Below are 24,659 nucleotides of genomic sequence, written 5' to 3' on the forward strand. Positions count from 1 at the left end.
ACCCCCCCTGTTCCGGGGCGGCCGACCTCCTTCTCCGACACTGGTGACCATGCGTCGCATTCCGACATGTGTCCTCAGTGACTCCGAGCCGCCGAACGTCGGCAACGGCCATGCCGTCGACCGCTTCGTACAGATCGGCTCCCTCACCAAAGTCCTCACGGGCACCGCGCTGATGCGCCTGGCAGCAGCCGGCGCTCTCACTCCCGACGACCCCGTGGAGCGCTGGCTGCCCGCCGCCCCCGGGACCGGGATCACCCTGCGGCACCTGGCGGACCACACCTCCGGCCTCCCCCGGCTGCCGCCCCAGGCCGGCGGCCGGGACCCGTACACGCCGTTCGACGACCGCGCGCTGCGCGACGTGCTGAACCGGCTCGACGCGATCGCGACACGGCCCGCCGGCCAGGAGGAGGAGTACTCCAACCTCGGCTACGCCGTTCTGGGCGCGGCCCTGACCGCCGCCACCGGCACCTCGTACGAGGAACTGGTCACCGAACATGTGCTGCGGCCGCTGGACGTGGCCGAGGTCACCGCCGACCCCGATCCCGCGCGGCGCCTGCTGGCGCCGGGCCTGTTCGGGGGAACCCGCAGGCCCTGGACGATGGGGGGACCGATCCTGCCGGCCGGCGGTCTGTGGGCCACTCCGCGCGCGGCGGCCGATCTGCTCGTGCGTCTGCTCGTGGAGCGCCGGCTGGGGGATCCCGCCCCGAGCTGGCAGACGGCCGGGCCGCTGCGCTGGCACAACGGGGCCACCCGCGACGCGTCGGTCTTCGCCGGGGCGACGAACGACGGCCGATGGGTCCTGGTGCACCGTCTCAACGGCGATCCTGACGACACCGATCGGGTGGGAATCGAGGTTCTCAAGGAGTCCCGGCAGCGCTGATGAGGACTCCTGACAGGCTGTGGCCCGTGACCGCTGTACCCATCCTCCTCTTCGTTCTGATCACCTGGCAGGTCGTGGCCGACGGTCCGCTCGTGCGCGCGGACGAGCGGCTGAGCCGGGCCCTCGTCCATCCCGACCGGTTCTCCGCGACCCTCTCCGACCTGGGCAACGTGCAGGTGGCGGTGCCGGTGCTCGCGGTCGTCATAGGCCTCGCCCTCTGGCTGGGCCGCCGCAGCGGCGCCGACCGCTGGTGGCTGCCACCGGTCGCCGCCGCCGTCCTGATGGCCCTGGTCCCGGCGATCGTGGTGCCGTTGAAGGCCTGGACCGACCGCCCGGGAACCCCGGTCATGCCCTGGGCCGGCGGCTTCTACCCGTCCGGCCACACGGCCACCGCGGCCGTCGCGTACGGCGCGTCGACGATGATCCTCCTCCCACTGATCGGCGCGGCGCTCGTCCGGCGCCTGCTGGTGGCCGGGTGCGTCGTGGTCAACCTGGGCGTCGGATTCGGGCTGGTCCGGCGCGGCTACCACTGGCCCCTGGACGTCGTGGCCAGTTGGTGTCTGTGCACCGTGCTGCTGTTCGCGCTGTGGGTGTTCCTCAGCCGAAGTACGCGTCGAAGTTCCGCTGGAACTCCCAGTTCGCGTACCGGTCCCAGTTGACCGACCAGGTCATCAGGCCGCGCAGGGCGGGCCGGCTGCCGTGGGTGGCGTACGAGCCGCAGTTCGACCTCTTCGTCAGACAGTCGAGGGTCTTGGTGACCTCGGACGGGGAGACATGGCCGTTGCCCGCGTTGGTGGACGCCGGCATGCCGATCGCGACCTGGTCGGGGCGCAGCGGCGGGAAGACGTTGTTCGCGTCGCCCGCGACCGGGAAGCCGGTCAGGAGCATGTCGGTCATGGCGATGTGGAAGTCGGCGCCGCCCATCGAGTGGTACTGGTTGTCGAGGCCCATGATCGGGCCCGAGTTGTAGTCCTGGACGTGCAGGAGCGTCAGGTCGTCGCGCAGGGCGTGGATGACCGGGAGGTAGGCCCCGCAGCGCGGGTCCTGGCCGCCCCATGTGCCGGTGCCGTAGTACTGGTAGCCCATCTGCACGAAGAAGGTCTCGGGAGCCATGGTGAGGACGAACTTCGCGCCGTAGCGGGCCTTGAGGGTCTTCAGGGCCGAGATGAGGTTGACGACGACGGGTGTCGTCGGGTTCTTGAAGTCCGTGTCGTTGGCGTTGAGCGACAGCGAGTGGCCCTCGAAGTCGATGTCCAGGCCGTCGAGGCCGTAGTCGTCGATGATCTTCGAGACGGAGGAGACGAAGGTGTCACGGGCCGCCGTGGTGGTCAGCTGCACCTGTCCGTTCTGGCCCCCGATGGAGATCAGCACCTTCTTGCCGGCCGCCTGCTTGGCCTTGATCGCCGCCTTGAAGTCGGTGTCGCTCTCGACGTTGGGGCATTCGGTGGCCTGGCAGCGCTTGAAGCGGATGTCGCCGGAGGTGGCCGAGGTCGGCTCGCCGAAGGCCAGGTCGATGACGTCCCAGCTGTCGGGGACGTCGGCGAGACGGGTGTAGCCGGAGCCGTTGGCGAAGGTGGTGTGGAGGTAGCCGACCAGGGCGTGGGTGGGCAGATCTGTCGAGCCGCCGGATCCGGCGTTCGTCGTGGCGGTCACCGTCGCGGACTTCGCGGACTCCCCCGCGTCGTTGACGGCGGTGACCTGGAAGCCGTACGCCGTCGAGGGCGTCAGGCCGGTCACGGTCACCGAAGTGCCGGTCACCGTCCTGACCTTGGTCCCGTCGCGGTAGACCGCGTAGCCGGTGGCGCCGGTGACCGCCGTCCAGGACAGGGCGACGCTGGAGGAGGTGACGGCGCCCGCCCTGAGGCCGGTGGGGGCCGCCGGCGGCTGTCCCGGGTCGACGCCGGGGCCGGTCAGGGAGACGTCGTCGGCGTAGTAGGCACCGGTGCCGTACCAGCCGTGGGTGTAGATGGTGACCTTGGTGGTGGCGGCGCCGGTGCGGAAGGTCGTGGTGAGCTGCTGCCAGGCGGGGGCCGACTGGGTCCAGGTGGAGACGTCGGTGGTGCCGGTGCCGCTTGCGCCGAGGTAGACGTAGGAGCCGCGGACGTAGCCGGACAGCGTGTACTGGGAGTCGGGTTTCACCGTCACGGTCTGCGCGCACTGGGCGTTGTCGCTGCCGGCCGGGGTCGCCTGGAGCGCCGAAGTTCCGCCGTGCACAGGAGAGTTGACGGCCTTACCGCTGTTCGCCGTGCAGCTCCAGCCGTCGAGGCCCGACTCGAAGCCGCCGTTCCTGGCGAGGTCCGCGTCGGCCGCGCGGGCGGCCGATGAGAGCGCGGTGATGCCGGGTACGGCCAGCAGCGCCGCCGTGAGCGCGGCGAGGAGGGATCTGGTGCGGGGTCCGACGCGATCCACAAGTGCCTCCGGGTATGGGGGAATTGGAGGGTGGAGCGCGCTCAACTTGGTCCAGACCAATCCTGTTGTCAAGACCTCCGGCGTCAGCGGCCGCGGGACACGGCGCCCTGGGCCGCGCCCGGACGGGTGTGCGCCCTGGCAGTGGACGCCGGTCACCGGCGCGAGCACGTCGCTGTGCGTCGGGGGGCGCCCGTGCGGATCGGGGCGAGCGACGAGGTGGCGGCGGGCATGGCCGAACTGCGGGCCACGCCCGGTGACGGCCCGTGCCTGTACGCCGCCGCGACGGCCGCACCCGTGTGCACCCGCGACCTCACGGCCGGCCAGGCCGTGCCGCGCGACAGCGGCCGCGACGGGAAGCGCGTCGCAGGGCCGACGCACCCGCTACCCGCCCTCGTCGGCGGCCAGGCGGGCCACCGCCTCGTGCATCGCCAGTTCCAGCAGCACCGGATCAGTGAGCGTGCCACGGCCGTCCGGCGGGACCAGCCAACGGACCGCACCCACCGACCGGCCCGGGTACGGCACGACGACCCAGGCGCCCGCACCGACCATACGGATACCCGTGCCGAGCCGGCATCCGGCCATGCGTGTGCACCCGCGACCTCACGGCCGGCCAGGCCGTGCCGCGCGACAGCGGCCGCGACGGGAAGCGCGTCGCAGGGCCGACGCACCCGCTACCCGCCCTCGTCGGCGGCCAGGCGGGCCACCGCCTCGTGCATCGCCAGTTCCAGCAGCACCGGATCAGTGAGCGTGCCACGGCCGTCCGGCGGGACCAGCCAACGGACCGCACCCACCGACCGGCCCGGGTACGGCACGACGACCCAGGCGCCCGCACCGACCATACGGATACCCGTGCCGAGCCGGCATCCGGCCATGCGTGTGCACCCGCGACCTCACGGCCGGCCAGGCCGTGCCGCGCGACAGCGGCCGCGACGGGAAGCGCGTCGCAGGGCCGACGCACCCGCTACCCGCCCTCGTCGGCGGCCAGGCGGGCCACCGCCTCGTGCATCGCCAGTTCCAGCAGCACCGGATCAGTGAGCGTGCCACGGCCGTCCGGCGGGACCAGCCAACGGACCGCACCCACCGACCGGCCCGGGTACGGCACGACGACCCAGGCGCCCGCACCGACCATACGGATACCCGTGCCGAGCCAGCATCCGGCCGTGCCCGGCGGCACGAAGAAGCCCGTCCGCTCGTCGCCGAGGTCGACCAGCACCGGGCCGGTCCGGTCGACTATGCGGGTGAGCACGTCGAGCGTCGGACGGCCGAGCGCACCCGGCACGACGAGCACGTCCCACGCCTTGCCGGCGGGCAGCAGCGCGACGCCCCGGGGGTTGCGCTCCCACTCCCGGCGGCAGGTCTCGGGATCCGGTGCCACGGATGCCAGCCACTCGACCGCCGTCTTCGCTCCAGCCATGAGAAGACCTCCCTTTCTCCCGTCGACGCGGTCGCGTCAGCAGGAGAGAGGGAGGTCCTCAGCAGGCATTACGCGGGTTGCGGTCCCTCCTTGGAGTGAACCGGACCGGCTCCCCCGGCAGGGCTCAGCTGTCGAAGCCAAGCCCCAGCCGGTCCATCGTCCTCAGCCACAGGTTGCGCCGCCCGCCGTGCGCGTCCGCGCGGGCCAGCGACCACTTGGTGAGGGCGATGCCGGTCCAGGCGAAGGGCTCGGGCGGGAAGGGCAGCGGCTTCTTGCGGACCATCTCGAGGCGGGTGCGCTCGGTGTCCTCGCCGTCCAGCAGGTCCAGCATCACATCGGCACCGAACCGGGTGGCGCCCACACCGAGGCCCGTGTAGCCCGCCGCGTAGGCCACCTTGCCCTGGTGGGCGGTGCCGAAGAACGCCGAGAAGCGTGAGCAGGTGTCGATCGCGCCGCCCCACGCGTGCGTGAAGCGGACGCCCTCCAGCTGCGGGAAGCAGGTGAAGAAGTGCCCGGCGAGCTTGGCGTAGGTCTCGGGGCGGTCGTCGTACTCGGCGCGGACGCGGCCGCCGTAGGGGTAGATCGCGTCGTATCCGCCCCACAGGATCCGGTTGTCGGCCGACAGCCGGAAGTAGTGGAACTGATTGGCGCTGTCCCCGAGGCCCTGGCGGTTCTGCCAGCCGATCTCGGCGAGCTGCTGCTCGGTGAGCGGCTCGGTCATCAGGGCGTAGTCGTAGACCGGCACCGTGTACGCCCGGACCCGCTTGAGCAGGCTCGGGAAGATGTTGGTGCCCAGCGCGACCCGGCGGGCGCGCACCGAGCCGTACGGGGTGCGTACGGCCATGCCCGCGCCGTACGGCTTCAGGTCCAGGGCGGGCGTGTGCTCGTAGACGCGCACGCCCAGTTGGAGGCAGGCGCGCTTCAGGCCCCACACGAGCTTGGCCGGGTGGAGCATGGCCACGCCCCGGCGGTCCCACAGACCCCCCTCGAAGGTCGGCGAGTTCACCTGCTCGCGCACGGCGTCCGCGTCCAGGAATTCGATACCGCCGGCCAGGCCCTTCTCCTCCAGCTCCCGGTGCCAGTCGCGCAGCTCCCACGCCTGGTAGGTCTCGGTGGCGACGTCGATCTCGCCGGTGCGCTCGAATTCGCAGTCGAGGGAGTGGCGGGCGACCGCCTTCTCGATCTCGTCGAGGTTGCGCTCGCCCAGCTCCTGGAGCGTGTGGATCTCGTCCGGCCAGCGGGCGAGGCCATTGGGCAGTCCGTGCGTGAGGGAGGCGGCACAGAAGCCGCCGTTGCGGCCCGAGGCGGCCCAGCCCACCTCACGGCCTTCCAGCAGCACCACGTCACGCTGCGGGTCGCGCTCCTTGGCGTTGAGCGCGGCCCACAGTCCGCTGTAGCCACCGCCGACGACCAGCAGGTCGCAGGTCTCGGCGCCGGTGAGGGCGGGCTCGGGGTGAGGCTTGCCGGGGTCTTCGAGCCAGTACGGGACCGGCTGTGCTTCGGAAAGAGACTTGGTCCAACGGGTCATGGCGCTCGGGGCCATGATTTCAACTCCCTACAGAGTTCTTCCGGTCATGCCTTTTGCTTGTTGCGGCGATTCGTGACGACCATCGAGGTCAGCACGAGCAGTACGGCGACCAGGAACATGGCCGTACCGATGACATTGATCTGAACGGGCGTGCCGCGCTGCGCCGAGCCCCACACGAACATGGGGAAGGTGACGGTCGAGCCCGCGTTGAAATTGGTGATGATGAAATCGTCGAAGGAGAGCGCGAAGGAGAGCAGCGCGCCCGCGGCGATTCCGGGGGCCGCGATGGGCAGGGTGACCCTCAGGAAGGTCTGCGCGGGACCGGCGTACAGGTCCTGTGCCGCCTGCTCCAGGCGCGGGTCCATCGACATCACGCGCGCCTTGACGGCGGTGACTACGAAGCTGAGGCAGAACATGATGTGCGCGATCAGGATCGTCCAGAAGCCGAGCTGGGCGCCCATGTTGAGGAACAGGGTGAGCAGCGAGGCGGCCATGACGACCTCGGGCATGGCCATGGGCAGGAAGATCAGCGAGTTCACGGCGCCGCGTGCGCGGAAGCGGTAGCGGACCAGGGCGAAGGCGATCATCGTGCCGAGGAGCGTGGCGCCGATCGTCGCCCACAGGGCGATCTGGAGGCTGAGGGACAGCGAGCCGCACATGTCGGCGACGCCGCACGGGTCCTTCCAGGCGTCCGTGGAGAATTGCTGCCATTCATAGTTGAAGCGCCCCTTCGGTTTGTTGAAGGAGAACACCGTGACGACGACATTGGGCAGCAGCAGATAGGCGAGCGTCAAAAGTCCCGCGATGACGACGAGATGGCGCTTGAGCCAGTTGACGAAGGGCATCAGACCAGATCCTCCGTCCCGGACCTGCGGATGTAGACAGTGACCATGAGCAGGATCGCAGCCATGAGAATGAAGGAGAGAGCGGCGGCCGTCGGATAGTCCAGAATGCGCAGGAACTGCGTCTGGATGACGTTGCCGATCATTCGGGTGTCGGTGGAGCCGAGGAGTTCCGCGTTGACGTAGTCGCCGGCCGCCGGGATGAACGTCAGCAGCGTTCCGGAGACCACACCGGGCATCGACAGCGGGAAGGTGACCTTGCGGAAGGTCGTCCAGGGCTTGGCGTACAGGTCGCCCGCGGCCTCGTGCAGCCGGCCGTCGATGCGCTCGAGCGAGGTGTAGAGCGGAAGGATCATGAACGGCAGGAAGTTGTACGTCAGACCGCACACCACGGCGAGTGGAGTCGCAAGCACACGGTCGCCCGCGGTCCAGCCGAGCCAACTGGTGACGTCCAGGACGTGCAGCGTGTTGAGGGCGCCGACGACCGGGCCGTTGTCCGCGAGGATCGTCTTCCAGGCCAGGGTGCGGATCAGGAAGCTGGTGAAGAACGGGGCGATCACCAGGATCATGATCAGGTTCCGCCAGCGGCCCGCACGGAAGGCGATCAGATACGCCAGCGGGTAGCCGAGCAGCAGGCACAGGACGGTCGCCGCGGCAGCGTAGAAGACCGAGCGCAGGAACTGCGGCCAGTACTCGGCCAGCGCGTCCCAGTAGGTCGCGATGTGCCAGGTGACCTTGTAGCCCTCCTCCAGGGAGCCCGTCTGCACGGACGTGGAGGCCTGGTAGATCATCGGCAGCGCGAAGAAGATGATCAACCAGAGGATGCCGGGCAGCAGCAGCCAGTAGGGGGTCCACTTGCCGCGCTTGCGCGGGGGCTTCTTCTCGGGGGTCGGCGTCAGGGGTGGCGCCTCGGTGACAGCGGCCATCTCAGGCGGCCTCCTCGTCGACCGTCTCCACGCCCGCGTCGATGTCCTGGTCCGCGTCCAGACCGAAGGTGTGGGCGGGGCTCCAGTGCAGGACCACGTCGGCTCCCGGTACCAGACGGGCGTCCCGCTCGACGTTCTGGGCGTAGACCTCGAACTCGGGGCAGACGGCGCTGTCGATGACGTACTGCGTGGAGACGCCGATGAAGCTCGAGTCGGCGATCTTGCCGGTGATGCGGTTGCGGCCCTCGGGGATCGAGCCCGCGTCGTCGGCGTGCGTGAGGGAGATCTTCTCCGGGCGGATGCCGACCAGCACCTTGCCGCCGGTCCGCGTCGGGGCCGAACAGCGCGCCTCGGGCAGCACCAGCTTGCCGCCGCCCGCCCTGAGGACGATGTCCCCGCCGCTCTTGCTGTCGACCTCGGCCTCGATGAGGTTGGAGGTGCCGAGGAAGTTGGCGACGAACGTGGTCTGCGGGTTCTCGTACAGGTCGGCGGGCGAGCCGAGCTGCTCGACACGGCCCGCGTTCATCACGGCGACCGTGTCGGCCATGGTCATGGCCTCCTCCTGGTCGTGCGTGACGTGGATGAAGGTGATGCCGACCTCGGTCTGGATGCGCTTGAGCTCCAGCTGCATCTGGCGGCGCAGCTTGAGGTCGAGGGCGCCGAGGGGCTCGTCCAGGAGCAGCACCTTGGGGTGGTTGATCAGCGCGCGGGCAACCGCGACGCGCTGCTGCTGGCCGCCGGAGAGCTGGTGCGGTTTCTTGCGCGCCTGCTCGCCGAGCTGGACCAGGTCGAGCATCTCCTCGACCTGCTTCTTGACGCTCTTGATCCCGCGCCGGCGCAGGCCGAAGGCGACGTTCTCGAAGATGTCCAGGTGCGGGAAGAGCGCGTACGACTGGAAGACGGTGTTCACCGGCCGCTTGTACGGCGGCAGGTGCGTCACCTCCTGCTCGCCGAGGTGCACGGTGCCGGAGGAAGGTTCCTCCAGACCGGCGATCATGCGCAGGGTCGTGGTCTTGCCGCAGCCCGAGGCGCCGAGCAGGGCGAAGAAGGAGCCCTGCGGCACGGTCAGGTCAAGCGGGTGTACGGCGGTGAAGGAGCCGTAGGTCTTGCTGATCCCGGTGAGGCGGACGTCGCCGCTGGTGTCTGTCGTCATCATCGTCACGCCCCTGTGAGCTTCGCGAACTTCTCTTCGTAGGCCGTCTCTTCCTTCTGGCTCAACGCGCGGAAGGAATGGGACTTGGCCTGCATGGCCTTGTCGGGAACGATCAGCGGATTGCTCGCCGCACTCTCGTCGATCTTCGCCAGGTACGGCTTCACGCCCTCGACCGGACTGACGTAGTTGATGTAGGCGGCGAGTGCGGCGGCTTGCGCGGGCTCGTAGTAGAAGTCGATGAGCCGCTCGGCGTTCGTCTTGTGCCGCGCCTTGTTCGGGATCAGCATGTTGTCGGTCGACGTCATGTAGCCGCTGTCCGGGATGACGAAGTCGACGTCCGGGCTGTCGTTCTTCAGCTGGACGATGTCGCCGGCCCAGGCGACGCAGGCCGCGATGTCGCCCTTGGTCAGGTCGGACGTGTAGTCGTTGCCGGTGAAGCGGCGGATCTGGCCCTTGTCGACGGCCTTCTGCAGCCGCGCTATCGCCGCGTCGTAGTCGTCGTCGGTGAACTTCGCCGGGTCCTTGCCCATGTCGAGCAGCGTCATGCCCATGCTGTCGCGCATCTCGGACAGGAAGGCGACGCGGCCCTTGAGCTTCGGGTTGTCGAGCAGGTCCGAGACCGACTTCACCTCGATGCCGTCGAGCGCCTTCTTGTTGAAGGCGATCACGGTCGAGATGCCCTGCCACGGGTACGAGTAGGCGCGGCCCGGGTCCCAGTCGGGGTTGCGGAACTGCGGCGACAGGTTGGTGTACGCATGCGGCAGGTTGGACGGGTCCAGCTTCTGGACCCAGCCCAGGCGGATCATCCGGGCGGCCAGCCAGTCGGTGAGGACGACGATGTCGCGACCGGTGTCCTGACCCGCGGCGAGCTGCGGCTTGATCTTGGCGAAGAACTCGTTGTTGTCGTTGATGTCCTCGGTGTACTTGACCTGTATGCCGGTCCGCCTGGCGAACGTGTCCAGCGTCGGGTGGTGCTTGCCGCTGTCGTCGAGGTCGATGTACTCGGTCCAGTTGGAGAAGTTGACGACCTTCTCCTGCTTCGAGTGGTCCTCGGCGGACGTGCCGCCCTGGGTCTTGCCGGCCGCGGGGATGCCGCAGGCGCTCAGCGCCCCGAGTCCGCCGACCGTGAGCGCGCCCCCTGCGGAGGCGCGCAACAGCGACCGGCGGGTCATGGCCGCCCTGCCGTTGCGGAGGCTGCGCCGCATGGCGGCCACTTGGGCCGGGCTCAGGCGGTCGGGCTCGTACTGCTCCATGCGCGTGGTGCCCTTTCGGGAGGTGGCGGCCGCGGGTCGGGCGGCCTGTTGTCGCTAGCGGTCCCCGAAGATCGTGCGGTGCCAGTCCTTGCGGACTACCGCCGTATTGTCGAACATAACGTGCTTGACCTGCGTGTACTCCTCGAACGAGTACGTCGACATGTCCTTGCCGAAGCCGGACTGCTTATAGCCGCCGTGCGGCATTTCACTGATGATCGGAATGTGGTCGTTGACCCATACACACCCCGCCTTGATCTCGCGGGTGGCCCGGTTCGCCCGGTAGACGTCCCGGCTCCATGCCGAGGCGGCGAGGCCGTACGGGGTGTCGTTGGCCAGCCGAATGCCCTCATCATCACTGTCGAACGGCAGAACGACCAGCACCGGACCGAAGATCTCGGACTGGACGATCTCGCTGTCCTGGGGCGCGTCGGCGATCAGGGTGGGCCGATAGTACGCGCCGTTCTTGAGCTCCGCCTGGGGAGCCTCGCCGCCGGTCACCACGCGCGCGTAGGCATGGGCCCGGTCGACGAAGGCAGCCACGCGGTCGCGCTGGACGTGCGAGATGAGCGGGCCGAGATCGGTGCCGGCGGCGAACGGGTCGCCGAGCCGGACGCTCTCCATCAGTTCCGCGGTCTTCTCGACGAACGCGTCGTACAGCGGCCGCTGCACATACGCGCGCGTGGCGGCCGTGCAGTCCTGCCCGGTGTTGATGAGCGCACCGGCGACCGCGCCGTTGACCGCCGCCTCGAGGTCCGCGTCGTCGAAGACGACGAAGGGGGCCTTGCCGCCGAGCTCCAGGTGGATGCGCTTGACGGTGGCGGTGGCGATCTCGGCGACTCGCTTGCCGACGGCGGTGGAGCCGGTGAAGGAGGTCATGGCCACGTCGGGGTGGCCGACGAGGTGCTCACCGGCCTCCCTGCCCGTGCCGGTCACGATGTTGACGACACCGTCGGGGATCCCGGCGTCCGTGGCCGCCTGGGCGAAGAGCAGCGAGGTCAGCGGCGTAAGCTCGGCGGGCTTGAGCACGATGGTGTTGCCCGCGGCGATCGCCGGGAGGATCTTCCAGGCGGCCATCTGGAGCGGGTAGTTCCAGGGCGCGATGGACCCGACGACCCCGATGGGCTCACGGCGGATGTACGACGTGTGGTCGCCCGAGTACTCACCGGCGGACTGCCCCTGCAGATGCCGGGCCGCGCCCGCGAAGAACGCGGTGTTGTCGATCGTGCCCGGGACGTCGAACTCCCGGGTCAGCTTGAGCGGCTTGCCGCACTGCAGGGACTCGGCGCGGGCGAATTCCTCGGCGCGGTCGGCGAGCACGGCGGCGAAGCGGTGCAGCGCGTCGGAGCGCTCGCCGGGGGTGAGGCCGGCCCAGCCCGGGAAAGCGGCACGGGCCGCGGCGACCGCGGCGTCCACGTCGTCGGTCCCGGCCAGTTCGTAGGTGTACACCTCCTCGCCGGTGGCGGGGTCGACCACGGCGTGGCGGCGGCCGGACGTGCCCTTGGTCAGGCGTCCGGCAATGAACTGTGCACCGTCCGCGAGGCGCTCCTGCGCGGGGAATCGTTCCGGGGTCGCGGTGCCCGGGTTGTCCATGTCGCTCTCCTCCGCCGTCCCCCCGTCCCTGGGGGCGGGTGGCGTAGCTCCAGCTCGATTTGAGTGCTGATCCTGACAGAGCAAGGGGAGTCCAACAAGTGATTCCGTTGTTGCCTTTTGGTTAAGCGACGGAATCTGTCGACCAGGTGTCGAGTCGGCACGGAAAAGGCGGGACGGAGTGTCAGTGGTGCGTGCCACACTCGCATGCATGGGGAAGATCGACAGTTTGGAATCCCTGATCAGGGAGGTTCGCGCGGGCTCGCGCATCAAATACCTGCACTTCTGGGGACACCGGCCGCGCCCGGACGGGCAGATCGGGGCGAGCTGTCTCAGTCAGTGGTGGCCGTCACCGTTCGTGGTCGACGATGTCGAATACGCGACGGCCGAGCACTGGATGATGGCGGGCAAGGCGCGGCTCTTCGGGGACGCGGAGGCGGAGCGACGGATTCTGGCGGCCGGCCATCCCTCCCAGGCGAAGAATGCCGGGCGGCTGGTGCGCGGCTTCGACGAGGCGATATGGGAGCGGGAGCGCTTCCGGATCGTCGTGGAGGGCAGCGTCCACAAGTTCACCGCGGACACCGGCCTGCGCGGGTTCCTGCTGAACACGGGCAATCGCGTCCTGGTGGAAGCAAGCCCCGTCGACCGCGTGTGGGGCATCGGGCTCGCGGCGGACGACGAGGCGGCGGTGCACCCGGAGCGGTGGCGGGGGCCGAACCTGCTGGGGTTCGCGTTGATGGAGGCACGGGAGCGGATCGCCGGGGGCGCCTGAGGTCTCTCGTACGGGCGTCGGCTCTCGTAGAAGCGTCGGCTGTCGCACGAGCCTCGGCTCTCGTGCGAACGTCAGGTGGCGTTCGCGATCTCGAACGCGAGCATCACCAGGGCGAGGACGATGCCCGCGGAGCCGCAGATGATGCCGGCCAGGGACTGACCCGGGTTCGTGGCCTCACCGCGGCGGGCCTTGCCGCGGCCTGTCCCACCGAAGATCACGCCCAGCACGCCCAGCACCAGGGCCACGGGCCACAGGCAGAAGGTGATGGCCGCCAGGATGCCCAGCACCAGTCCGGCCGTACCCATGCCGTTGCTCGGCATGGGCTGCATGCCCGGCCATCCGTAGTAGCCGGCCGGGGCGCCGTGCGGCGCCGGGTAGCCGTACCCGGCGGGCCCGCCCGGGTAGCCGTACGGCACCTGACCCGGGCCGTCGGGGGCTATGGGGGGCGGTGGAACGGGGACGTCCTGGGGGTGAGGGCCTGCCGCGGCGGGCGGGGCGAAGGGGTTCTGGGCCGGGGACGCGGGCGTCGGCGGGGCGAACGGGCCCGGTGCCGGGGGCGTCGGGGACGCGAAGGGGTTGGCCCAGGCCGGGGGTGCGGGCTCGTTCGGGAAGGACGTGATCGTCCGCTGGTCGTGGACGGCGGGCGGGGGCGGGGTTCCGGCCCCGCCGGAGAACACCGTGTCGCCGGGGCCGGGGCGGGCCGCCGGGGGGTCGTCGGCCGGGGGCGCCCAGGGGTTGGGGTCGGACCGGTGCGCGGTGGGTGGCACGGGGCCTTCGGCCCCGGTCCCGCTCACGGGCTTGTCCAGGGGCACCCCGGGGGCCGCGCCCCACGCGGGCGGCCCGGGCGTTCCGGACGACGGGACCGTGTCGGCCGGTCCCCGGTCGGCGGGGTGTGCCCAGGGACCCGGGCCGCCTCCGTCGTACGAGGCGTCGTCCCGAGGAGTCGACCGGTTCTCGGCGGTGTTCTCCGGTGACTGCGGCACCTCGTCGGCCATGGCCTGGGACCCCCTCTGCTCTGCGTTCCGTCATGCTACGGCGCGTCCCCGCCGCTCTCGGGCCCGGCCTACGATGACCCCGGATCACCGATCAGCCGATCACCCGCGCCCGGACCACGGTCCGCCGGCGCCGTTCCCGGGGAGGAACCCTTGACCGACACCGCCGCCAGCGATCTGCACGCCTTCATCGCCGGACTGCCCAAGGCCGAACTGCACGTCCACCACGTCGGCTCCGCCTCCCCCCGCATCGTCTCGGAGCTGGCCGCCCGCCACCCCGACTCCAAGGTCCCCACCGACCCCGAGGCCCTGGCCGACTACTTCACCTTCACGGACTTCGCCCACTTCATCGACGTGTATCTGTCCGTCGTCGACCTCATCCGCACTCCGGAGGACGTACGTCTGCTGACCTACGAGGTGGCACGTGACCTGGCCCGGCAGCAGGTGCGCTACGCCGAGCTGACCATCACGCCGTTCTCCTCTACCCGGCGCGGCATCGACGAGGGCGCCTTCATGGACGCGATCGAGGACGCCCGGAAGGCGGCCGAGTCCGAGTTCGGGACCGTGCTGCGGTGGTGCTTCGACATCCCCGGCGAGGCGGGTCTGGAGGCCGCCGAGGAGACGGCACGGCTCGCCACCGACGACCGGATCCGCCCCGAGGGGCTGGTGTCCTTCGGGCTCGGCGGGCCGGAGATCGGCGTACCGAGGCCGCAGTTCAAACCGTATTTCGACCGCGCCATCGCCGCCGGGCTGCGGTCCGTGCCGCACGCCGGCGAGACGACGGGCCCCGAGACGGTCTGGGACGCCCTGCGGGAGCTGGGCGCCGAGCGCATCGGGCACGGCACCAGCTCCGCACAGGACCCGAAGCTGCTCGCCCACCTCGCCGAGCACCGCATCGCCCTGGAGGTCTGCCCGACCTCCAACATCGCCACCCGCGCGGTACGCACGCTCGACGAGCACCCGATCAAGGAGTTCAGCCGGGCCGGGGTCCTGGTCACGATCAACTCCGACGACCCGCCAATGTTCGGCACTGACCTGAACAGCGAGTACGCGGTGGCCGCCCGGCTGCTCAAGCTCGACGAGCAGGGCCTGGCCGGCCTGGCGAAGAACGCGGTGGAGGCCTCCTTCCTGGACGCGGCGGGCAAGGCCCGGATCACGGAGGAGATCGACACGTACACCTCTGCGTGGCTCGCGCCCTGACGCCCAGCACAATGGGCCCATGCAGACGCTGACCGCCGTGGCCCACCGCGGCGACCCCTACCGCTTCCGCGAGAACACGATCGACTCGCTGCGTTCCGCGCTCCAACAGGGCGCGGACGCGGTCGAGTTCGACGTACGGCTCACCCGTGACGACGTACCGGTGCTGCTCCACGACGAGACGCTGAAGCGGCTGTGGGAGCACGACCGGCCGCTGCGGTCACTGTCGGCGGACGAGGTGCGCGGCCTCACGGCGGGCGGGGTGCCGACGCTGGCGGACGCGCTCGCCGCGACGGACGGCAGCCGGGTGCTGGTCGACCTGCCGGGGCGGGTCGACCGCCGAACCGCACGCGCCGTCCTGGACGTCGTCCGCCAGTGCGGGGCACAGGACCGCGCCTACTACTGCTCGGACGCCGAGGCGATGCTCGCGGTGCGCGCCGCCGACCCGTCCGCCGAGATCGCCCTGACCTGGAAGAGCCTCGCGCCGCCGCGTCCGGCGCTGCTGGAGGCGGTGCGTCCGCGCTGGCTCAACTACCGCTTCGCACTGGTGGACCACGACCTCGCCGCCCGCGTCCACCGCGGCGGCCACCTCCTGTCCGTCTGGACCCCCGACACCCGCCGCTCCATGCGCCGCCTGGTCGACCTGGGCGTCGACTCCATCACCACGAACCGCATCGACACCCTGTGCGCGCTGCGCAACGCCGACGAGGGCTGCACACGCGAGCCCTGAGCGACCGCCGCCGCGTCCGGCGCTGCTGGAGGCGGTGCGTCCGCGCTGGCTCAACTACCGCTTCGCACTGGTGGACCACGACCTCGCCGCCCGCGTCCACCGCGGCGGCCACCTCCTGTCCGTCTGGACCCCCGACACCCGCCGCTCCATGCGCCGCCTGGTCGACCTGGGCGTCGACTCCATCACCACGAACCGCATCGACACCCTGTGCGCGCTGCGCAACGCCGACGAGGGCTGCACACGCGAGCCCTGAGCGACCGCCGCCGCGTCGGCCGGGGTCGTCCGGGTGACGTACCGCGGTACGGGTGCCGAGTCCCAGCGGATCGCCCCGGCGGCGCTCAAGTGGCAAGCGCCGTCGCGGGAGTCGGGGTCAGCGCCTCCAGCCGCTTGATCTTCTTCCGGACGACGTACAGCGGTACGACCCCGAACACCCCGAACGACATGTCGATCAGGCTCCACCAGAAGGGAATCTGGCGGACCGGTCCGCAGATCAGCGCGAGCGGGATGATCCCGGCACAGGCGATCATCCCGAACTCGACCACCCAGATGTTGCGGACCGGATCGCGGTAGGGCCCGTAGAAGGCGACCGCGATGACGAGGTGCGCGAATGCCAGCCAGTCCGTGCCGTACAGCACGAAGGGGTACTCGGCGTCGACGGCGTCCAGCCCCCGCCGCACCCGCGAGATCCAGTCCATCAGCCCCGGCAGATGCTCCGGCACGGACAGGGACCGCAACAGGTCCTCCGTCCAGCGCAGTTCGTGCACCAGCGGGAAGGCGGTGGCACCGCTGAGCACCAGGCACACGACGAAGGAGACCAGCCAGACGCGAATGCCCTTGAGAAGGGCGGCTCTGTCGCTCATGACCAGAGCCTACGCCGAGAATTGAACATGTTCAAAACTGCCTCGGGCGGCGGCCGTGCCCGTCACGGCCGCGGCGATGCGGACCGGTAGGTGTACGGGAGCTGACGTCCCGGTGTGGCCCGGGCGGCGAAAGGATCAGGAGTCCGCGGACGGCCCGCCCGCCGTCCCGGCCGCGGTTACGTTGAGGCGGTGCGGACACAGCAGCAGTCGGGGAAGGGCCGGACCGGGGACGCACCGCAGACGCCCCGCAGCCCTCGCCCCACCGGACCGGCCCCTTCCGGCACCGCTCCCCAGGCTCTGCTCGCCTTCCAGCAGACGGCGGGCAACGCGGCCACCACCCAGGCATTGCGGCACGGCCAGGAGGGCGTCTCCCGCGGCGGGCGCCGACAGCGGCCCGCCGCCCCGCCGCCGCTCGTCGACGAACGCGCCGAGCAGGGGCTCGTCCTGCCCCCGTACCTGCTGGACCTGGAGGCGGCAGGGCTGTCCACGGCGTACGGGCCGACCGGCCACGAGTTCGTCGGCAACGCGGTCGCGGCGGTGGTCGGGCACGGCGACGGAACCGTCGCCGACATCGCCGCCGAACTCGCCGGACGGCCGGAGACGTTCTACGGGCAGGGCCGCGCCTTCGCCGTCCGGGACAAGGACGGCGGCGCCTGGTTCGACGTCACCGTGACCATCGCGCCGGCACCCGACGACCAGCCACCCGTCTTCCATCCCAGGGACTCCCTCGCACAGGCCGTCCCGGATCCGAGCGGGGCACCCGCGGCGGAGCTCGACGAGGCCGAGGGCAAGGACACCAAGGTCGACGTCCAGCACAACACCGCGGCGACCGTGAGCAGCACCGCGGGAGGTTCGTCGAGCAAGGGCGCGGGCGGTATGGCCTTCGGGCTCGCGCCCGTGGCGCCGGGGCTGTGGCTGGGTGCGGCGGCGATGGGCAGCGCGCAGCCGTGGCAGTCGTCGCGCGAGTCCCGCAGTCAGCGGAACGTGGCCGAGCCGCGCGTACTGCGCAGCGACAAGGGCTCGGTCGAGGTGCCGCGCAAGGTGCGGTACGGCGTACGGGTCGAACGGCACGGCAGCGGGGACGCGCAGACCTTCCGCGGCTCGGGCACGCTCACCCAGCGGGTGCCGACCGAGCATCTGATCCCGGCGGGCACGGGGGCGCCCCGAGCGCCGCAGCCCGTGACCGGGGACAGCGCCCGACGGGTCTCGCTCGCCGACTCACTGGCGCCGGTCGGCGTGACCGACGCCGCAGCCCCGCACCAGGGCGGCGGCGGACTGTTCGACGCCGTCGTCTCCGTTCTGCACCCCTCCCTGACCGCGCCCGGCGCGCCCGGCCGGGCCCGGCTTTACGAGGCGACATCCACCACGACCGTCCTGGAGGACCTGCCCCGGCTGCTGCGGGACGGCGTCGTCGGCGAGGATCTGCAGTCCAAGGACGGGCACACCGCGGGCAGTTACCGCATACGCGCCGCCCTCACCGGCCTCACCCCGGCCTGGAGCACCGGCGCCACCCAGCTGCGCACCCACCAGCAGACCCAGCACACGGTCACCGAGACCGCGGGCAAGGGACGGGCGGGCGCGGCCGGTCTGGGCCCGGCGATCGGCGTCGGCGCGTCCGGCAACGCGGCCGTCGTCCGGGCCACCGCCATGCCGGTCGCCGCGGCCCGCAAGGCCCGGTTCACCGTCACCGAGCAGACCGTCTCCAGCCGGCAGGGTGCCGAGGTCCGCGGCGGAAAGGTGCTCTACCTGGGGACCGTACGGCTCACCGTGGAGGGTACGGGGCCGCGCTCGCCCGGGATGATCCTCGACCCCGCGTCCCGCACCGCGCAGCACACGATGAACGTCTGGCTCGGGCTGCGCGCCGACGAGGCGCAGGAGCTCGGCCTGCCGTTGCCGCCCGGCGTGACGGCGGGCGACTTCGTCACCAAGCCGAAGCGCACGACGCGGGGTCCGGACGGCGCGGAGAGCGAGGAGGACGTCGAGCGTCATCTGCCCTTCGGGGGCATGGGGTCCAGTGTCGCGCTCAGCCGGCTGGACACCGGGCCCATGGTGCGGGCCGTCCAGGAGCTGTTCGCCACAGATCCGCGCCTGGCCGGCTATCTGCCCGGCTTCGGCACCGCGGCACCCTCGGGGCACACCAGCCGGGAGGAGGCGGAGGTCCAGCGGCGCAATCATCGCGAGCTGATGGCCGCCCTCTCGGAGACCAACCTGCGCGTCAACAAGGACCAGTTGCTGTCCACCGGCATCCGGGTGCGGCTGCGCCGCAAGACCACGATGCATGCGCACGACGTCCAGATACGGGTCAGGGGCGCGCTGCGCGAGACCGGCTATCTCGGCGACATCGACGACTGGCTGGTGCGCAGCCACTCCGGCGTCGCCGGCAACCTGCAGAGCGGGCGCAGCAGTTCGCGCTCGATCGGCGGCCTGGTCCTGGCGCAGGCCCGGCTGGTTCCCGGCGTGCTGACCGGCGCGGCCCGTTACGAGCGCACCAGCACCGGCACGCGGCGCAACCAGGCCGGCCCCACCACCCGTACCGACGTCCTCACCAACGGGTCGGACAAGGCGGCCGCCTTCGGAGCCGCCCTGCGGCTGGACGTGGACGTCACCATGACCTCCCGGCAGCGCAAGCTCGCCCGCGGCCTCACCCCGGGTTCCGCCGGCCGGCACGCGCCGGAGGCCAGGCCGCTGGCGGGGCTGCACCTGGACGAGCAGGACGTACGGCTGCTCACGGCGACCGAATTCACCCTGGACGGGGACGAGAAGCGGCGGCTCGACGCGGCCGGCGCGCAGGCTCCCGGCCCCGCGCGGACCGTCGAGGCCGCGGGCATCGGCGACCTCGCCGCGGCGGCCCCGCGGCCGGCGGCCGGGCGGGTGCTGCGGGACTGGCAGCTCGTGGAGACGCTCGGCGACGGCCGGCCGGTGCGGGACCTCGCCTTCCGGCTGCTGTCCCAGGCCGCGGCCCGCAACAAGGGCGTGCGCGAGGACCCGGCGCTGGAGACGGAGGGGCTCGCCCCGCGGCTGGCGATCGAGGAGCGGTTCAGCCCGCAGGCGATCACCGCGTCGCTGCGGCAGGCGGCGTCCTCGGGATGGGTGGTGAAGAACCTGCGCTACCCGCGCCGCCTGGCCGCGCTGAACGGCGCGGTCGGCACCCGGCTCGCGCTGGCCAACCCCCGGCTGGTGCACGAGGGCGCGGGCCCCGGCACGGAGACCTTCGTGCTCGGCGGCCATCAGGCGGGCGGCCAGCAGGGGCACGGCACGAGCAGCACCGTGCAGTTCGGCGCCACCGGCTCGGAGAACGGCCCCGAGTGGCGCACGGGTCAGGGCCTTTCGACGTACCGGACCAAGGGCGAGGGCGACGCCGAGGCGTTCACCGTGGCAGGCACGGTGGAGCGCAATGCCCACACGCCGAAGAAGGCGGCGCTGTATCTGGTGCAGTGCGACCTGCTGGTCACCATGGTGGCGGAGGTCAAGGTCACCGGCGGCGGCCCGTATGTGGCAACGGCGGCCCGGACGCTGCCCGCGACCGCGGCGGTGTGGCTGACCGCCCAGCAGCTGCGGGCGGCACGGGTGAAGCTGCCCGAGTCCGCGCGGGGGGCGCTGAAGCTCGACGGGGACGGGACGCGGGCGGACGCCGACCGGGCCGGGAGCAGGCCGGAGAGTTCGAGGACGGCCGCCGCACGCGCCGCGGCCACGGCGCACGGCACGGCGGCGGCCTCCTCCGCCGCGCCCCCGCGCCCCTCCCCGACCCTGGCCGCGGGCCTCCCCCTCGGCTTCGGCATGATCGAGGAGCTGCCCGACTTCGTGATCCTGCTGGAGCGGCTGCGCCGCAGCCTCGCCCTCGGGGGCCGGGGGGACCTCGCCGACGAGCTGTTGCCGAAGCAGCAGCTGATGGACCGCAATGACAATGTGCAGCGGCTGCTGCGCGTCCTGGACCGGGACGGTTCCGCCGGGCTGTTGTCCGGCGCCATGGACGGCGGTGTCACGGTCGAGCTGTTCGACGGCCGGCGCACCCCGTACTGGGCGGTGTTCAAGGTCGGCCGCAGGGGTGCCGGCGTCTTCGACGGTGCGGCCGACGACGGCCGGGACATGGAGTACATCACCTCGGCGACCGCCCAGCAGGCCACCTCGCACGACGAGGGCGTGACCACCGGCATGGAGGGCATCCTCGCCGGGTCCGGCAAACCGGACGGCGGAGCGGGGCAGTTGAAGAGCACCGGAGGGGCGGCGGGGCTCGGTGTCGCCTCGGGCGACTCCCGGCGCCGCGGTGCCGTCGGGCGGGGCCAGCTGGGCATGAAGACGGTCGCGGAGGCCAAGACCGCGAAGTCGGCGCGGATGCGCGTGCCGATCGAGGCGACCCTGGAACTCCATCGGGGCAACGCCCGCCTGGGCCTGGCCTCGACGGGCCGCAGATCGCTCGTCCACCGCGTCCTGGAGAGCGACCTCGCCGCGCTCGACCGGGTGGTCGTCCCCCGGCCGGCCGCCGCCGCGCGCGGCGACCGGCCGGCCGGACTCGGCGCCTGGCGCTCGGGCGGGGTGCGACTGCCGATGGAGGCGCAGGTGAACGGCTTCCAAGGTGCGCCACAGGTGCGGGAGTTGGTGACCGCGGCCGTCCGGGAGGCGGGTGGCGGTGACCGCTTCCGGCGAACGGGGCAGGCCGCCGCGTACACCCTGAACGAGGCTGTCTCCACCGAGTGGCTGATCGCGGCGCTGCCGCTGCTGACCTCCGCCGGAGCGGATCTGCCGCCGGTGCACGCGAGCGGCGCCGAGGGCCAGGACCTGCGCGCGTCCCTGCATGCGCGGCTGCGCGAGGGGCGGGTGCTGGGCGTCGGCGACAAGATGACCTTCGAGACGGTGGGCCAGAGTCATCCGGCGGCGCCCCGTCCCACCCAGACGGACGGCCAGAGCTCCGCCGAGCACGGCAGGCAGGCGCGCGGGCTGTTCGGCGCGGGGCTGCTGAACGCCGACGAGTTCCGGCTCAACCAGCTGATGGGCAACGCGGGCGGCTCGGGCGGCATGAGCGACGCCGCGGCGAACTCCTCCGGTTCGATGCCGCTGCACAAACCCAAGTCCGAGTCGGTCCTCGTCCAGTTCACGCTGGACGTGCGGGTGGTGGCACGGGTGACCGACCGGGTGCGCTCCGGCCGTACGGCCACCGCCGTACGGGAGCTGACGCTGCCGCGGCCGGTGGTGATCCGGATGCCGGCGCCCGTGGTCCGGCGCATGCTGGCGGCACAGGACGACCGGCTCACGGACCCGCAGGACCACCTGGGGCTGCGCAGGGCCGCCGCACCCGTGCCGCCCGCCAGTTAGTTCCAGGCCCTGCCGAACGGCTGGTCCCCGGCCAGCGCCCGGCGCAGTTCGCCGCGCCGCCGGATGCCCAGCTTCTTGTAGGTGCTGGTGAGATGGGTCTCCACGGTGCGCCGGGCGAGATGCAGCAGGCCCGCTATCTCGGTGTTCGTGCGGCCGTCCGCGGCGAGTTGGGCGATCCGCAGTTCGCTGCCCGTCAGGGACCCGGAGCCGGTGCGCGGGGCGGCGGTGCGCCGGGCGCCGCCCTCCCGCAGCGCCTCCTCGGCGAGCGCCCGCAGCCGCAGCGCGCCCAGCCGTTCGGCCCGTTCGGCCGCCTCCCGCAGACATTCCCGGGCCCGGACGCGCTCCCCGGCGGCGGTCAGCTGCCGGCCCTGCGCGAGCAGCGCGGCCACCAGCTCCGGCTCCGTGCCGGCCGGCGCGTCGCGCAGCAGCCCCACGGCCTCGTCGGCCAGTTCCAGGCCCCGGCGGCCGCCGGTGACCGTACCCAGCACCCGCAGGGCACGGCCCACCGTGCGCGGGGTTCCCCACACCCGGGCCAGGCGCAGTTCCTCCTCGGCCAGGGCCAGTGCCTCCCGGGGGCTGCCGAGGGCGAGCCGGCACTCGGCGGCTGCCGAGCGCCACGGGGTGACGACCGGACTGACCACCTCGCGGGCCGACTGGCGCCGGCCGCACTCCAGGAAGTCGTGCAGGGCCCCCGCCGGGTCTCCGGCGTCGGCACGCTGCACACCCCGCGCGTACAGGAACCGGTTGAGTTCCCAGGAGTCGGGCGCCGCCTTCAGGTCGAAGCCGTCCGCGAGCCGCCGCGCCTCGGTCCCGCGGTCCAGCTGCACGAGCGCGATCAGGGTGTGGGCGTGCGCGTTGGCGGGTCCCGCGTCCGGGCTGACCGGCGGCTCGGCCGGCAGCCGTCCGAATTCGCCGCGCGCCGCGACGATGTCGGCCCGTGTGTTGAGCAGCGCCTGATGCATGGGGTGCAGCAGGTCGGGGCGCTGACCGGCCAGACCGCGGTCCACGAGGCGGTCGGCCTCGTCGAGTTCGTCGGCCCACTGGGCGACCGTGGCGGCGGTCCCCAGCAGGAAGGGCTCGGTCAGCGGGTCGGCCGGCTCGGCGAGCAGCTCGCGCACCCGCCGCATCGCCTCGTCCGCCGAGATCAGCCCGGCGGTGGCGGCGTGCCGTACGAGCAGAGTCCGGGTGGCGGGGCCGACCAGCTGCGGGGAGTGCTCGGCGGTCTCGCACAGCCATCGGTACACGTCCCGGCGGACCGCCTGGTCCCCGTCGGACAGCAGGGCGGAGGCGGTGCGCAGCGCGCCGGCCAGGTCGGGGCGCTCCTCGGCGAGCTGGCCGTACACCGTCCGCAGCACCTCCACGGCGGCGCGGATCCTGCCGCGCCCGGCCAGGGCGGTGCCCAGGGCGACGGCCGCACGCACCCGGTCCTGCGGGGCGCCGGGGATCCGCAGCGCCTCGGTGAGCCGCGGAATCCCGGCCTCCGCGCCCTGGCCCGCGCACTCCAGGGAACCGAGCTCGGTCAGCAGCCGTTGCCGGCGGTCGTCGGACAGCGGCTCGTCGAGGGCCCGGCGCAGAAACGCCACGGCGTCGTCGACCCGGCCTTCGCGTACGGCGCGGGAGGCGGCCTCCTGCAGCACGCCCGGCGCCCAGGCGGCGTCCAGCGGCCCGGAGAGCAGCAGCTGACGGGCCATCGCCCCGGAGGGGGCGCCCCGGCGCATCATCACCTCGGCCGCCGCCCGGTGCGCCGCGCGCCGCCGCACCTCGGGCACACCGGTGAGCACCGCGTCCCGCAGCAGCGGATGGGCGTAGCGGGGGCGGCCGTCCGGGTCGGCGCGCAGCAGTCCCAGGCCGGTCATGGCGGTGAGCCAGCCGGCCACCCGGGCCGGGTCGGCGCCCGCCAGTTCGGCGAGCAGCTCGCCCAGTTCCTCCGCCGACCGGCCGGGGCCGTCGGCCGGCTGTCCGCGGTCCCAGCCGTCTTCCAGGACGGCCAGCGCCCGGGCCACCTCGGCCGTGCCGGGCCCGGCGCTGTCCAGCCACCACGAGACGGCCGCGGGATAGGCACCCGGGTACAGCGCCGCGACGGTCCCCGGCACGGCCGGGTGCCGGCCGGGGTCGCCGAGGTCGTGGAGCAGGGCACGCAGCAGCAGCGGGCTGCCGGCGCCGGCCCGTACACAGCCGTCGACCCAGGTGCGGGGCGCTGCGGGCACGTCGGCGCGCACCAGCAGGGCCGCCGACTCCGTGGTGAGCGGGGCGAGGGTGTGGGTGTGCACCAGGGCGGGCGAGAGGGTGTGGGTGAAGCCCGGCGCGGGCGGACCGACGTCGTACTGGCTGCGTTCGGTGACCGCGAACAGGATCGGCAGCGTTAACCGGTCCACGTGCCGGGCGGACTCCACCAGCCAGCGGTAGGAAGGTGCGTCGGCGAGGTGGACGTCGTCCACGGCGACCAGCAACGGGGTCTCCTCGGCGTGGCCGTGCAGCGTCCGCCACAGCAGGGCGGCCCGCTCGCGTTCTTCGTCGGGCCCGTCGTTGGGCTCGAACTCCGCCGTCACGCCGAGGAGTTGGCGTGCGGCGGCGAAGGGGACGGCCGCGTCGCCCGGTGCGCAGCGGGCGCGCAGCACCCGCATGCCCTGGGCGGCGGCGTCCTCGACCGCGGCCTCCAGCACGGTGGTCCGGCCGGTGCCGGTGGCACCGCGCAGCAGGACCAGGCCGCCGGCGCCGGACCGGGCACGGGCGGCACCTGCGGCGAGCAGCGCGGTGGCCTCCCGGTGCTCGCGCGGCCCTTCACCTCGTGGTCCGGACATCCCAG

17 protein-coding genes and 3 pseudogenes are annotated in these 24,659 nt (G+C 72.2%); 7 read left to right on the forward strand and 13 right to left on the reverse strand.

Annotation, left to right across the window (positions count from 1 at the left end; all coding sequences use genetic code 11):
- Positions 1-49 precede the first annotated feature (49 nt).
- Together Q8A52_RS31920 and Q8A52_RS31925 are read left to right on the forward strand one after the other, a co-directional pair.
- A complete protein-coding gene (locus Q8A52_RS31920) occupies positions 50-880 on the forward strand; it encodes a serine hydrolase domain-containing protein (protein ID WP_316757761.1) in 831 nt (276 codons plus the stop codon).
- Positions 880-1,539: a phosphatase PAP2 family protein gene (locus Q8A52_RS31925; RefSeq protein WP_316757763.1), complete on the forward strand. Its 660-nt coding sequence runs from the start codon at positions 880-882 to the stop codon at positions 1,537-1,539. The genes Q8A52_RS31920 and Q8A52_RS31925 overlap by 1 nt, the downstream gene beginning before the upstream one ends.
- Here Q8A52_RS31925 and Q8A52_RS31930 read toward each other — a convergent pair.
- The 10 genes and pseudogenes from Q8A52_RS31930 to Q8A52_RS31975 all read right to left on the reverse strand — a co-directional run bounded on the left by Q8A52_RS31930 (position 1,478) and on the right by Q8A52_RS31975 (position 11,995).
- Positions 1,478-3,289 carry a chitinase gene (locus Q8A52_RS31930; protein WP_316757765.1) on the reverse strand — a complete coding sequence of 604 codons (1,812 nt, stop codon included), beginning with the start codon at positions 3,287-3,289 and terminating at the stop codon, positions 1,478-1,480. The genes Q8A52_RS31925 and Q8A52_RS31930 overlap by 62 nt on opposite strands.
- A gap of 381 nt (positions 3,290-3,670) precedes the next feature.
- Positions 3,671-3,856 (reverse strand): annotated as a pseudogene (locus tag Q8A52_RS31935) (hypothetical protein); the annotation flags it as partial.
- 104 nt (positions 3,857-3,960) lie between these two features.
- Positions 3,961-4,146 (reverse strand): annotated as a pseudogene (locus Q8A52_RS31940) (hypothetical protein); the annotation flags it as partial.
- Positions 4,147-4,250: 104 nt separating this feature from the next.
- Entirely contained in the window at positions 4,251-4,703 is a 453-nt protein-coding gene (locus Q8A52_RS31945) for a bifunctional DNA primase/polymerase (RefSeq protein WP_316757767.1), read from the reverse strand.
- Between the two features lie 124 nt (positions 4,704-4,827).
- On the reverse strand, positions 4,828-6,246 hold the full coding sequence (locus tag Q8A52_RS31950) for an NAD(P)/FAD-dependent oxidoreductase (RefSeq protein ID WP_316757769.1): 1,419 nt from the start codon (positions 6,244-6,246) through the stop codon (positions 4,828-4,830).
- Between the two features lie 29 nt (positions 6,247-6,275).
- Complete coding sequence (locus Q8A52_RS31955) at positions 6,276-7,076, reverse strand: ABC transporter permease (protein ID WP_316757771.1); 801 nt, start codon at positions 7,074-7,076, stop codon at positions 6,276-6,278.
- Positions 7,076-7,999, reverse strand: coding sequence for an ABC transporter permease (locus Q8A52_RS31960; protein ID WP_316757773.1), 924 nt, complete (start codon positions 7,997-7,999; stop codon positions 7,076-7,078). Before Q8A52_RS31960 ends, Q8A52_RS31955 begins: the two co-directional genes overlap by 1 nt.
- A gap of 1 nt (position 8,000) precedes the next feature.
- Positions 8,001-9,152: an ABC transporter ATP-binding protein gene (locus tag Q8A52_RS31965; protein WP_316758008.1), complete on the reverse strand. Its 1,152-nt coding sequence runs from the start codon at positions 9,150-9,152 to the stop codon at positions 8,001-8,003.
- Between the two features lie 5 nt (positions 9,153-9,157).
- Positions 9,158-10,405: an ABC transporter substrate-binding protein gene (locus Q8A52_RS31970; protein ID WP_316757775.1), complete on the reverse strand. Its 1,248-nt coding sequence runs from the start codon at positions 10,403-10,405 to the stop codon at positions 9,158-9,160.
- Between the two features lie 54 nt (positions 10,406-10,459).
- Positions 10,460-11,995: a gamma-aminobutyraldehyde dehydrogenase gene (locus Q8A52_RS31975; RefSeq protein WP_316757777.1), complete on the reverse strand. Its 1,536-nt coding sequence runs from the start codon at positions 11,993-11,995 to the stop codon at positions 10,460-10,462.
- 208 nt (positions 11,996-12,203) lie between these two features.
- On the opposite strand from Q8A52_RS31975, the gene Q8A52_RS31980 reads away from it, so the two are divergent.
- A complete protein-coding gene (locus Q8A52_RS31980) occupies positions 12,204-12,764 on the forward strand; it encodes an NADAR family protein (protein ID WP_316757779.1) in 561 nt (186 codons plus the stop codon).
- Between the two features lie 71 nt (positions 12,765-12,835).
- On the opposite strand, the gene Q8A52_RS31985 is transcribed toward Q8A52_RS31980, so the two are convergent.
- Entirely contained in the window at positions 12,836-13,759 is a 924-nt protein-coding gene (locus Q8A52_RS31985) for a DUF4190 domain-containing protein (RefSeq protein WP_316757781.1), read from the reverse strand.
- A gap of 15 nt (positions 13,760-13,774) precedes the next feature.
- Between Q8A52_RS31985 and Q8A52_RS31990 the strand changes: the two are divergent.
- The 3 genes and pseudogenes from Q8A52_RS31990 (at position 13,775) to Q8A52_RS32000 (ending at position 15,936) form a co-directional block, all read left to right on the forward strand.
- Positions 13,775-14,956 (forward strand): annotated as a pseudogene (locus Q8A52_RS31990) (adenosine deaminase).
- A 19-nt stretch (positions 14,957-14,975) separates the two neighbouring features.
- Positions 14,976-15,683, forward strand: coding sequence for a glycerophosphodiester phosphodiesterase (locus Q8A52_RS31995; RefSeq protein WP_316757783.1), 708 nt, complete (start codon positions 14,976-14,978; stop codon positions 15,681-15,683).
- Between the two features lie 25 nt (positions 15,684-15,708).
- Positions 15,709-15,936: a glycerophosphodiester phosphodiesterase gene (locus Q8A52_RS32000; RefSeq protein WP_408649287.1), complete on the forward strand. Its 228-nt coding sequence runs from the start codon at positions 15,709-15,711 to the stop codon at positions 15,934-15,936.
- 85 nt (positions 15,937-16,021) lie between these two features.
- Here Q8A52_RS32000 and Q8A52_RS32005 read toward each other — a convergent pair whose 3' ends face one another.
- A complete protein-coding gene (locus Q8A52_RS32005; RefSeq protein WP_316757784.1) occupies positions 16,022-16,543 on the reverse strand; it encodes a hypothetical protein in 522 nt (173 codons plus the stop codon).
- Positions 16,544-16,732: 189 nt separating this feature from the next.
- Here Q8A52_RS32005 and Q8A52_RS32010 point away from each other — a divergent pair, with 189 nt between their 5' ends.
- The gene (locus Q8A52_RS32010) at positions 16,733-21,853 is read left to right on the forward strand and encodes a hypothetical protein (protein ID WP_316757786.1); all 5,121 of its coding nucleotides are present in this window, start codon (positions 16,733-16,735) and stop codon (positions 21,851-21,853) included.
- Here the strand turns inward: Q8A52_RS32010 and Q8A52_RS32015 are convergent.
- Positions 21,850-24,654, reverse strand: a complete 2,805-nt coding sequence (locus Q8A52_RS32015) for a helix-turn-helix transcriptional regulator (protein WP_316757788.1) — start codon at positions 24,652-24,654, stop codon at positions 21,850-21,852. The genes Q8A52_RS32010 and Q8A52_RS32015 overlap by 4 nt on opposite strands.
- Positions 24,655-24,659 lie beyond the last annotated feature (5 nt).

This window comes from Streptomyces herbicida (assembly GCF_032656585.1).
Classification (GTDB): domain Bacteria; phylum Actinomycetota; class Actinomycetes; order Streptomycetales; family Streptomycetaceae; genus Streptomyces; species Streptomyces herbicida.

Coding starts and splice junctions, on each gene's coding strand:
- Q8A52_RS31955 (WP_316757771.1), bottom strand. CDS start 7,076: ATGCCCTTCGTCAACTGGCTCAAGCGCCATCTCGTCGTCATCGCGGGA.
- Q8A52_RS31960 (WP_316757773.1), bottom strand. CDS start 7,999: ATGGCCGCTGTCACCGAGGCGCCACCCCTGACGCCGACCCCCGAGAAG.
- Q8A52_RS32015 (WP_316757788.1), bottom strand. CDS start 24,654: ATGTCCGGACCACGAGGTGAAGGGCCGCGCGAGCACCGGGAGGCCACC.
- Q8A52_RS31985 (WP_316757781.1), bottom strand. CDS start 13,759: ATGGCCGACGAGGTGCCGCAGTCACCGGAGAACACCGCCGAGAACCGG.
- Q8A52_RS32005 (WP_316757784.1), bottom strand. CDS start 16,543: ATGAGCGACAGAGCCGCCCTTCTCAAGGGCATTCGCGTCTGGCTGGTC.
- Q8A52_RS31945 (WP_316757767.1), bottom strand. CDS start 4,703: ATGGCTGGAGCGAAGACGGCGGTCGAGTGGCTGGCATCCGTGGCACCG.
- Q8A52_RS31980 (WP_316757779.1), top strand. CDS start 12,204: ATGGGGAAGATCGACAGTTTGGAATCCCTGATCAGGGAGGTTCGCGCG.
- Q8A52_RS31970 (WP_316757775.1), bottom strand. CDS start 10,405: ATGGAGCAGTACGAGCCCGACCGCCTGAGCCCGGCCCAAGTGGCCGCC.
- Q8A52_RS31995 (WP_316757783.1), top strand. CDS start 14,976: ATGCAGACGCTGACCGCCGTGGCCCACCGCGGCGACCCCTACCGCTTC.
- Q8A52_RS31975 (WP_316757777.1), bottom strand. CDS start 11,995: ATGGACAACCCGGGCACCGCGACCCCGGAACGATTCCCCGCGCAGGAG.
- Q8A52_RS31950 (WP_316757769.1), bottom strand. CDS start 6,246: ATGGCCCCGAGCGCCATGACCCGTTGGACCAAGTCTCTTTCCGAAGCA.
- Q8A52_RS31920 (WP_316757761.1), top strand. CDS start 50: ATGCGTCGCATTCCGACATGTGTCCTCAGTGACTCCGAGCCGCCGAAC.
- Q8A52_RS31925 (WP_316757763.1), top strand. CDS start 880: ATGAGGACTCCTGACAGGCTGTGGCCCGTGACCGCTGTACCCATCCTC.
- Q8A52_RS31965 (WP_316758008.1), bottom strand. CDS start 9,152: ATGACGACAGACACCAGCGGCGACGTCCGCCTCACCGGGATCAGCAAG.